This is a genomic window from Armatimonas sp. (genome assembly GCF_964826245.1).
This window is the reverse complement of sequence record NZ_CBAYMC010000197.1, coordinates 1-8,355: the sequence shown is the minus strand read 5'-3', so window position 1 is coordinate 8,355 and position 8,355 is coordinate 1. Positions and strand designations below refer to the sequence as shown.

Below are 8,355 nucleotides of genomic sequence, written 5' to 3'. Positions count from 1 at the left end.
TACAACACCTACCTCCATCCACTTTTTCGGTTCCCTCGTATTATTGGCAGGAAGACGATAAATCTGGACAGGTTAGTATTGTAGCCCGTTGCGCTTAGCCGCTACAATAGCTCCATGAGACTCTCCCTGGACTATGGCCGCACGGGCCTGATGGTAGATTTGAAGGGCCGCGAGGTGCGCCATGTTCTAGGGCTCACCCCCGCACCACCTCTCGCTTCCCCTACGGATTCCGTGCGTGATGCCCTGCTCGCCGCCGAGCTACCACGCCTTGCCCACGGTAAGCGCAATGCCTGCATCGTGATCTGCGACTTCACCCGCCCCGTGCCCAACCCGCTTATTTTAGGAGAGATTCTGCCACTGCTGGGCCTTGCGCCCGAGCACATCACGATTCTTATCGCCACAGGAACCCACCGCGCTAGCACCCCCGCTGAGCTCTTGGACTTGCTGGGTGAGAAGATCTTGCACAGCGGCGTGCGCGTCATTGACCACGACTGCGACGATCCCAGCACCAATCGGTTTATCGGCACCAGTCCGGGAAACTTACCGATTTATTTGGACACCCGCTGGCTGGATGCTGAGCTAAAAATTACGGTCGGGCTGATCGAGCCACACTTTATGGCAGGCTACTCGGGCGGGCGTAAGCTCGTGATGCCAGGTGTCGCGGGCCGGGAGACGATTCAGGCATGGCACTCGCCGCAGTTTCTGGAGCACGACAATGCCCGAAATGGTGTGCTGGATGCTAACCCCGTTCACGAAGAAAACACCGCGATTGCTGCATTTGCTCCCGCGGATCTGATCTGTGATGTCACGCTCGATGAGCAGCGGCGCGTCACCGGCGTTTTTTGTGGCCACTGGATCACCGACTGGCGGCGTGGCACGGAGTTCATCGCCCAGCAAGCCCGCCCCCTCATCCCTGAGGCCGTAGATGTCTGTCTCACCAGCGGCGGCGGCTACCCTTTAGATGCGACTTTCTACCAAGTTGTCAAGGGAATCGTCGGAGCCTATCCCATCGTGAAACCCGGTGGCACCGTGATTATCGCCGCGCAGATGCAGGAAGGAATCGGGAGCGCGCACTTCCGCGAGGTTCTCGAAGCCCACTCGGATTTAGATGCTCTTGTCGCGCAGATGAGCACCCCCGGCTGGAAGCCCCTCCCCGACCAGTGGCAAGTCGAGATGCTTGCCCGCGCCTGTAGAAATCACAAGATTATTGTCGTCACCGAGCCAGAGCGCGCTGCCGAGCTACGCGGCTGCCATGTTGACGCAGTGGGAAGCATGGACGAAGCCCTCACCCGAATCTCGCCCGAGGCGACTATCGCCGTCATTCCCAAAGGCCCCTACGTTATCCCGGCAATACAAACGCAAGTTTGATATACTAATCTTGTGCTTATCACCAAGATCGAGGTGCGCTCCGTGGTCACGCAGCAAAAGAATCCGGGACGGATTCCCTTTGATGTGACGATAGCCGGACTGCTCCGTAAACACAAAGACGATACAATCTTCTAAGATGGAAATCGTGACAAGCTGGATGGAAACGGGTATTGAACGCGGCCTTGAACAAGGTAGACAAGAAGGTAGACAAGAGGGTCGACAGGAAGGTTTAGTCCAAGGGCGCTTGCAGGAGGCTAAAGCCACTCTGATTCGCCTGGGAACAAAGAAATTTGGATCGCCTGATGCACTGATCGCCCAGCGTATTGAGAGCGCGGATCTTAGTTTTCTAGAGAAACTAACAGACCGACTTCTGGAAGCCAACTCCTGGCAGGAGCTGTTTCCTGCTTAATGGCTAAGCGAATTGTGGTTAAGTTGGGGACGTCTACCCTGACGAGAGGGACGACGCGGCTGGCGCGGCGGGCGATTCTGGGGATTGCGAGCCAGACGGCGGAGCTTCTGGAGGCGGGCCACGAGGTCACGCTGGTGTCATCGGGGGCGATGGCGGCGGGGCGTGAGGCGCTGGGCTTTACCAAGCTCCCCTCGCATCTGGCGGGAAAGCAAATGCTGGCCGCGATTGGACAGCCACGCCTGATGCAGCTCTGGGCGGAGCTCTTTCGCATCTACGAGCGCACGGTGAGCCAAGTTTTGCTCACGCGTGGCGATATTGCGCGGCGGAGCGGCTATCTCAATGCCCGCGATGCGCTCGAAGCCATGCTAGTCGCTGGAATTGTCCCCATTGTCAACGAGAACGACACCGTTGCCACCGACGAAATCAGGGTTGGGGACAACGACAATCTCTCGGCTCTCGTCGCGAATCTGATTGACGCGGACTTGCTCATTATTCTCTCCGACATTTCGGGCCTCTACACCGCCGATCCCCGCGCCAACCCCGACGCGGAGTTTCTCTCCGTCATCGAGCGTCTTGACGAGAGCCACTTTGCGATGGCAGGTGGGAGCGGCACGGCACTAGGCACGGGGGGAATGCTCACCAAGCTGCAGGCAGCACAGCTTGCCGGGCAGAGCGGCACCACGACGATTATCGCGCCCGGCGGTGAGCCCCAGATTCTCGCCAAGCTGGTCGCAGGTGAGCGCATCGGAACCACCATTCTTCCCTCCGCAACACGCCGTGAGAGCCGCGAGCGCTGGCTGCTGGCGGAGCGCCCCGCAGGGATTCTCTCCGTAGACTTAGGAGCGGTGCGGCGGCTCAAGCAAGGCGGGGCGAGTCTGCTCCCGGTGGGAATTACGAAGATCGAGGGGAGCTTTGAGCGTGGCGATGCTGTGCGTCTGCTCGCTCCCAACGGCAACGCCCTTGCCGTCGGCTTGGTGAGCTACAGCGCCGACGAGCTACGCCAGCTCATGGGGATTTCGTCGCGCCAGATCCCGCACCTGCTGGGCTACACCTATGGCGAGGAAGCGATCCACCGCGATAACCTGGTGCTACTATGACCGTTGATATGAATGCCCTCGGGGCGGCGGCGAAAGTCGCGTCCCGTGTTCTGGCTCAGAAAACCACCGACGAAAAAAACGCCCTCCTGCTCGCACTGGCCGATGCCGTAGATTCTGAGGCAGAGGCTATTCTTGCCGCCAATGCCGCTGATCTTGAGGCGGCGAGGGCCAACGGCACTTCGGAGGCGCTCCTGGACCGCCTTGCTCTCTCGCAGGCGCGGCTGGCGGCGATCACGGGCGATGTTCGAGCGGTCGCAACACTCCCCGATCCCGTCGGCGAGGTTTTCAACGAAAAGCTGCTCCCCAGCGGCCTGAAGCTCCACCAGCTGCGCGTCCCACTGGGCGTGCTGGGCGTGATCTACGAGGCGCGGCCCAATGTGACGGTGGATATCGCCAGCCTCGCGCTCAAGACGGGCAACGCCGTGATCCTGCGCGGTGGCTCGGAGACGCTACAGAGCAATATTGCTCTTGTGCGTGCGATGGAGCGTGTGCTACCCAAGAATGCGATCCAGCTTATCGCCAGCCCAGATCGTGGCTTGGTGAGCGAGCTTCTACAGCTGCACCAGTACGTGGACATGATCATTCCGCGGGGCGGGGCGGGGCTCCATGATTTCTGCCGCAAGAACAGCACGATTCCCGTGATTATCGGCGGCATTGGGGTGTGCCACTTGTTCGTGGACGCAAGCGCCGATCAGGAAAAGGCGATCCCCGTGATCATCAACGCCAAGTGCCGCCGCCCAAGCGTCTGCAACTCCCTGGACACGCTGCTGGTTCACGAAGCCATCGCGGAGACGTTTCTTCCCAAGGTCAAGATCGCGCTGGCCGAGCGCGGCGTGCGCTTTGTGGACGACGAGTTCGACACGGAGTGGATGAGCCTGACGCTCGGGATTAGAGTGGTGAAAAGTTTGGACGAAGCGATTGCCCATATCCAAGCGCACTCGTCGCAACACACCGACGGCATCCTCACCCAGAGCGACACCAACGCCGCCCGCTTTATCGCCGAGATAGACTCCGCCGCCGTGTTTGTCAATGCCTCCACGGGCTTCAACGACGGTGGGCAGTTCGGCCTCGGGGCGGAAGTGGCGATCTCCACCCAGAAGCTCCACGCACGCGGCCCGATGGGTCTGGAAGCCCTCACCACCTACAAGTGGATCGGCACGGGCGACTATCTGGTACGATAGTGTGTTATGTCTCTGACTGCTATCTCCCCCCTTGATGGGCGCTATGCCGCCCTTACCCGTCCCCTCGCCGACTTCGCCTCGGAGTTTGCGCTGATCAAGTACCGTGTGACGGTCGAGGTGCGCTGGCTAATCCAGCTCTCAAAAGAGCCTGAGATCGCCGAGGTTCGTTCGTTTACCAAGGCAGAGCTGGCCCTTCTGGAGGAGCTTATCGAGGGCTTCTCCGTAGACGATGCGACTCTGGTTAAGGATATCGAGCGCACGACCAACCACGATGTAAAAGCGGTCGAGTACTTTCTCAAAGAGCGCCTCCAAGACAGCAGCCTCGCCGACATGTTGGAGTGGATTCACTTTGCGTGTACGTCGGAGGACATCAACAACCTCGCCCATGCCCTGATGCTGAAAAGTGGGATGGAGGGCGTGCTCTTGCCCAAGATCCATGAGCTGATCGAAGTGGTGGGGGAGATGGCACGCCCCCACGCCGCCACGCCCCTGCTCTCGCGCACCCACGGCCAGCCCGCCTCGCCCAGCACACTGGGAAAAGAGCTGGCGGTCTTTGTACACCGGTGGCGACGTCAAGAGAAGCAACTGGCAAACCAGGAGTATCTAGGGAAGCTCAACGGCGCGGTCGGGTGCTTCAACGCCCACGTGAGCGCCTACCCCAAGGCAAACTGGCCCGCCCTCGCCCAGCGCTTTGTCGAGAGCCTTGGCCTCATCTACAACCCGCTCACCACCCAGATCGAGTCCCACGACTACATGGCCGAGCTGTTTCACACCCTCACCCGCTTCAATAATATCTTATTAGACTTTGACCGCGACATCTGGACTTATATCTCGCTGGGCGTGTTTCGACAGAGAACCGTCAAGGGCGAGGTCGGCTCATCCACCATGCCTCATAAAGTGAATCCGATTGACTTCGAGAACTCCGAGGCCAATATCGGGATCGCCAACGCGCTTTTCGAGCACCTAGCGAGCAAGCTCGCCGTCTCCCGCCTCCAGCGCGACCTCTCGGACTCGTCGGCGATCCGTAGTATGGGCACAGGCCTCGCGCACACGCTGATTGCCGTCACCGCCACCCTGCGTGGCCTGCGCAAGCTCACCGTCGACGAAGCCCGCCTCGCCGCCGACTTAGACGCCAACTGGGAAGTGCTCGCCGAGCCGATCCAGACCGTCATGCGCAAAGCGGGCCTCGCGAACCCCTACGAGCGCCTCAAAGACCTCACGCGCGGCGAGAGGCTCACCGCTGAGGGAATGCGTGCCTTTGTGGAGACCCTTGAGCTGCCCGAAGAAGACAAAGCACGCCTCAAGGCACTCACGCCAGGCTCCTATATAGGAGTAGCCGAGCAGCTCACCAAAGAGACACTGGGATGATCTACGGAGGAGTGAGACTGCTTCGCACGACGCACCAAAACTAGTGCTGGATGAGGATCAGTCCCTCTTCTTCGAGGTTTTCCAGGAGGCGATTCGCAGCAAACTCAGCAAACCGTGGGCCAATCTGCGTGTGATACATCCCGATTCGGTCACACTCAAGCTGCATGAGAACACTTCCCCGATCGCCCAGGCTAGCTCGGCCTGCCCCCACACGCGTGAGTGCTCCCAGTTTCGCCACGAGATCCAAGGGACTCCCGCTGAGAAAAATTCCGTCGTCTGTCACAATGCACATTATACTTATCCTATATAACAACAAGGAACTAAAAGAGTTTCCTGCCACTACCGAATCATTGGCACAATGTGATGAATCCCTCAGCCTTTCTCACGGATTTTCAGAAGCCCCCGTAGCGCAGCACGACCAAAAAAATACGCCATCCCTAAATTGAAGAATACAACAATAAAAGCGAGTGCGGGAATGCTTTTAAGGGGACGTAGCAAAAACAACCCCATTCCCAGAAAAGCAAGGGCCGAAAGAGCATCCAGGTACCAATACCGTGAATCCGTTTTTCTCTGTGCAGAAGGCATGCTATAATGTATCGTGTCCATGGAACTTTTTCCGGTTCATAGACGCACTAAGAACTACGCCGTATAAGCGGCGCATCCTAAACATTAAGGTACAAGGAGCCAACCATGCTTCGTAATCGTGTAGTTTCGTCTCTGATCGCCCTGAGCGCTCTGAGCCTGTTCTCCCTCTCCGCAATGGCGCAAGGAACCACAAAACCCGCCGACAAGAAGCCTTCTGGCGACAAGATGGCGGGCGACAAAAAGCCTGCTGGTGGCCCCAAGCGCGGCCCCGATGGCAAGTTCATCAAGGCCGGTGGCGGTGAGAAGTCCGCAACCGCAGGTACGCCCAAGATGGGTGGTAGCTCTAAGATGTCGGGTGGCTCCAAAATGACGGGTGGCGCAGCCGCCGCTGGTAAGCCGACCTGGAATGCAAACGCCAAGCGCTGGCAAGGGCCCGATGGCAAGTTCATGAAGGAAGCCGACGCTCTCAAGGCAGGGGGCAAGAAGTAGCTTGCAAATACGGCCGGGGCACTTGCCCCGGCCTTATTTCTTTTTCGCTCGCTTCTCGACAGAGCCCTTCAGATCCTTCAAGAAAGTCTTGAAGCCGTACTTTCGCATCTCCATCCAAGTCTGATCAAAGCCCCACCCTTGCTGGGTGACGCGCCAGATTCCAATCATCGCCCCCGTCCGGTCTGCCCCGTGCTGACAGTGAACAAAGACGGGCTCGGTGGAGGACTTGGCCAGAAGCCCCAAAAACACTTTGACTTGCTTCTCCGTCGGAGCCTCGGCTCCCATGGGAATACGAACACGCTTGAGCCCCAGCGCTTTCACTGCTGCCTCTTCTTCCACTTGCCCTTTTTTCTCGATCCGCAGGTCAATAACCGTTCGTACACCAAGCGCTTTGAGCTTTTTGAGGCCCTCTGCTGTGGGAGCCGCTCCACGGTAGATCCCCGGAGCCGTGATGGCAAAATTGGGTAGATTTTTCTTGTCTTCTTGCATGCTTCGTTTTTTTAGTTTTCTAGGTGCGCCATGTCGTTGAGGCGTAAAAGCTGTCTTCCTGCGGGAGAGAAATGGATGACGGAGAGGCTAGTATTTCCGAGGGTGAAGTACCGCATCCCCTCATGTCCATGCCCTGCGGCATGGGCAAGTAGAGCCCGTAGCGCCCCCCCATGCCCTACAATCAGCACACAGCCCTCTAGCGGCTCCGTCGCAGCCACCACCCGCTCCCAGACACTCTCCTGCGACTCCGCATCCGCAGCACGCGGTGAGCTCCCTGGCGCATAGCCCACCTCGTCGTGCGACTTTCCCTCCCACGAGCCAAAGCCGCGCTCACGGAGCCGTGTGTCGGTTTCCAGTAAGAGCCCTGATTCGAGGAGCGCAGCGGTCTCGGTAGCGCGACAGAGATCTGAGGCGAGCAGGCGCTGGGGTATTGGCAGTGCTCCCACCTCCCAGAGACGCGTGAGGCGCTGTCCTAGAAGACGAGCCTGAGTGCGCCCTGTTTCGTTGAGCGGCACATCACACTGCCCCTGCCAGCGGTTCTGCGCGTTCCAGTCGGTTTCTCCGTGACGAACAAGTAAGAGAGTCGCCTGCCTCACTTACTCGGAAGCCCAGGAGGGTTGCTTGCAGGCACAGGTGTCGGAAGCCCAGCGATTCCGCCTTTGAGCTCGGGATAGAGATTGCGCCAGCCCGTGACCATTTTTGTCGTCTTCGTCTGGTTATCTCGCAGAAAGAATGTCGGTGTTTCTGCCACTCCTGCTGCAATTCCTGCGTCTCGATCCACAGTCACTTTTTTTAGAAGCTCTGGATCTTTTTTGGCTTTTTCATACTCCGCCGTATCAAGACCAGCTTTCTTTACTGCTGCATCAATAATCTCCTGGCTCAGATCTTCTTTTGGCTTTTCAAGAATCGTCTCATAGACCTCCCAGAACTTCCCCTGCTTATCAGCAAACTCCGTCGCAATGGCAGCGGGACTTGCAAACTGATGGATATTATCGAGTGGGAAGTGCCGGTACCCAAGACGAACATCACTAATTTCTTTGCCGAATTTCTTGAGAACCATCTCATGGGTGCTACGGCAGGAGGGACACTCCAGATCGGCGAACTCAATCACGGTGTAGCGTGCCGTCGGGCTTCCTTTAAAGTGCCGAGTCGTTGCCTCCAGCTTTGAGAAAGACTCCTGAGTCACGGGCGGCGGCGTGGGAGTGGGTTGGGCCACAGCGGCAGGATCTTGCCCTGAGTCCTTATTAAAGACGAGAAAGCCGCCTCCAAGAGCCACAATAGCTCCCATCACGGCATAGAGTTTTGCTTCAGATTTCATAGTTTTCCAGGTCTCCCGCTGACGAGTGGACGAAGCCAATCGGTCAGATGG

12 protein-coding genes are annotated in these 8,355 nt (G+C 58.4%); 7 read left to right on the top strand and 5 right to left on the bottom strand.

Features of this window, described 5'->3' with window-relative positions:
• The first annotated feature begins 114 nt into the window (after positions 1 to 114).
• Genes AC1XOS_RS16695 through purB form a run of 6 tightly spaced genes read left to right on the top strand, consistent with a single transcriptional unit; the run spans position 115 to position 5,423 of the window.
• The gene (locus tag AC1XOS_RS16695) at positions 115 to 1,368 is read left to right on the top strand and encodes a nickel-dependent lactate racemase family protein (RefSeq protein WP_481963358.1); all 1,254 of its coding nucleotides are present in this window, start codon (positions 115 to 117) and stop codon (positions 1,366 to 1,368) included.
• Positions 1,369 to 1,380: 12 nt separating this feature from the next.
• On the top strand, positions 1,381 to 1,503 hold the full coding sequence (locus AC1XOS_RS16690; protein ID WP_481963357.1) for a hypothetical protein: 123 nt from the start codon (positions 1,381 to 1,383) through the stop codon (positions 1,501 to 1,503).
• A 1-nt stretch (position 1,504) separates the two neighbouring features.
• Positions 1,505 to 1,777 carry a DUF4351 domain-containing protein gene (locus AC1XOS_RS16685; RefSeq protein WP_481963356.1) on the top strand — a complete coding sequence of 91 codons (273 nt, stop codon included), beginning with the start codon at positions 1,505 to 1,507 and terminating at the stop codon, positions 1,775 to 1,777.
• Positions 1,777 to 2,874 carry a glutamate 5-kinase gene (gene proB, locus AC1XOS_RS16680; protein ID WP_481963355.1) on the top strand — a complete coding sequence of 366 codons (1,098 nt, stop codon included), beginning with the start codon at positions 1,777 to 1,779 and terminating at the stop codon, positions 2,872 to 2,874. Before AC1XOS_RS16685 ends, proB begins: the two co-directional genes overlap by 1 nt.
• Positions 2,871 to 4,055 (top strand): glutamate-5-semialdehyde dehydrogenase, encoded by a 1,185-nt coding sequence (locus AC1XOS_RS16675; RefSeq protein ID WP_481963354.1) that lies wholly within the window; start codon positions 2,871 to 2,873, stop codon positions 4,053 to 4,055. The genes proB and AC1XOS_RS16675 overlap by 4 nt, the downstream gene beginning before the upstream one ends.
• A 6-nt stretch (positions 4,056 to 4,061) precedes the next feature.
• Positions 4,062 to 5,423 carry an adenylosuccinate lyase gene (purB, locus tag AC1XOS_RS16670; protein WP_481963353.1) on the top strand — a complete coding sequence of 454 codons (1,362 nt, stop codon included), beginning with the start codon at positions 4,062 to 4,064 and terminating at the stop codon, positions 5,421 to 5,423.
• A 40-nt stretch (positions 5,424 to 5,463) separates the two neighbouring features.
• On the opposite strand, the gene AC1XOS_RS16665 is transcribed toward purB, so the two are convergent.
• Positions 5,464 to 5,706: a hypothetical protein gene (locus AC1XOS_RS16665; protein WP_481963352.1), complete on the bottom strand. Its 243-nt coding sequence runs from the start codon at positions 5,704 to 5,706 to the stop codon at positions 5,464 to 5,466.
• 89 nt (positions 5,707 to 5,795) lie between these two features.
• Positions 5,796 to 6,008, bottom strand: coding sequence for a hypothetical protein (locus AC1XOS_RS16660; protein WP_481963351.1), 213 nt, complete (start codon positions 6,006 to 6,008; stop codon positions 5,796 to 5,798).
• Between the two features lie 105 nt (positions 6,009 to 6,113).
• Here AC1XOS_RS16660 and AC1XOS_RS16655 point away from each other — a divergent pair, with 105 nt between their 5' ends.
• Positions 6,114 to 6,497 carry a hypothetical protein gene (locus tag AC1XOS_RS16655; RefSeq protein WP_481963350.1) on the top strand — a complete coding sequence of 128 codons (384 nt, stop codon included), beginning with the start codon at positions 6,114 to 6,116 and terminating at the stop codon, positions 6,495 to 6,497.
• A 33-nt stretch (positions 6,498 to 6,530) separates the two neighbouring features.
• On the opposite strand, the gene AC1XOS_RS16650 is transcribed toward AC1XOS_RS16655, so the two are convergent.
• The 3 genes from AC1XOS_RS16650 to AC1XOS_RS16640 are packed head-to-tail and all read right to left on the bottom strand — an operon-like array spanning position 6,531 to position 8,304.
• A complete protein-coding gene (locus tag AC1XOS_RS16650) occupies positions 6,531 to 6,986 on the bottom strand; it encodes a fused DSP-PTPase phosphatase/NAD kinase-like protein (RefSeq protein ID WP_481963349.1) in 456 nt (151 codons plus the stop codon).
• Between the two features lie 11 nt (positions 6,987 to 6,997).
• Entirely contained in the window at positions 6,998 to 7,582 is a 585-nt protein-coding gene (locus AC1XOS_RS16645; RefSeq protein ID WP_481963348.1) for a histidine phosphatase family protein, read from the bottom strand.
• Positions 7,579 to 8,304: a DsbA family protein gene (locus tag AC1XOS_RS16640; protein WP_481963347.1), complete on the bottom strand. Its 726-nt coding sequence runs from the start codon at positions 8,302 to 8,304 to the stop codon at positions 7,579 to 7,581. Before AC1XOS_RS16640 ends, AC1XOS_RS16645 begins: the two co-directional genes overlap by 4 nt.
• Positions 8,305 to 8,355: the final 51 nt, after the last annotated feature.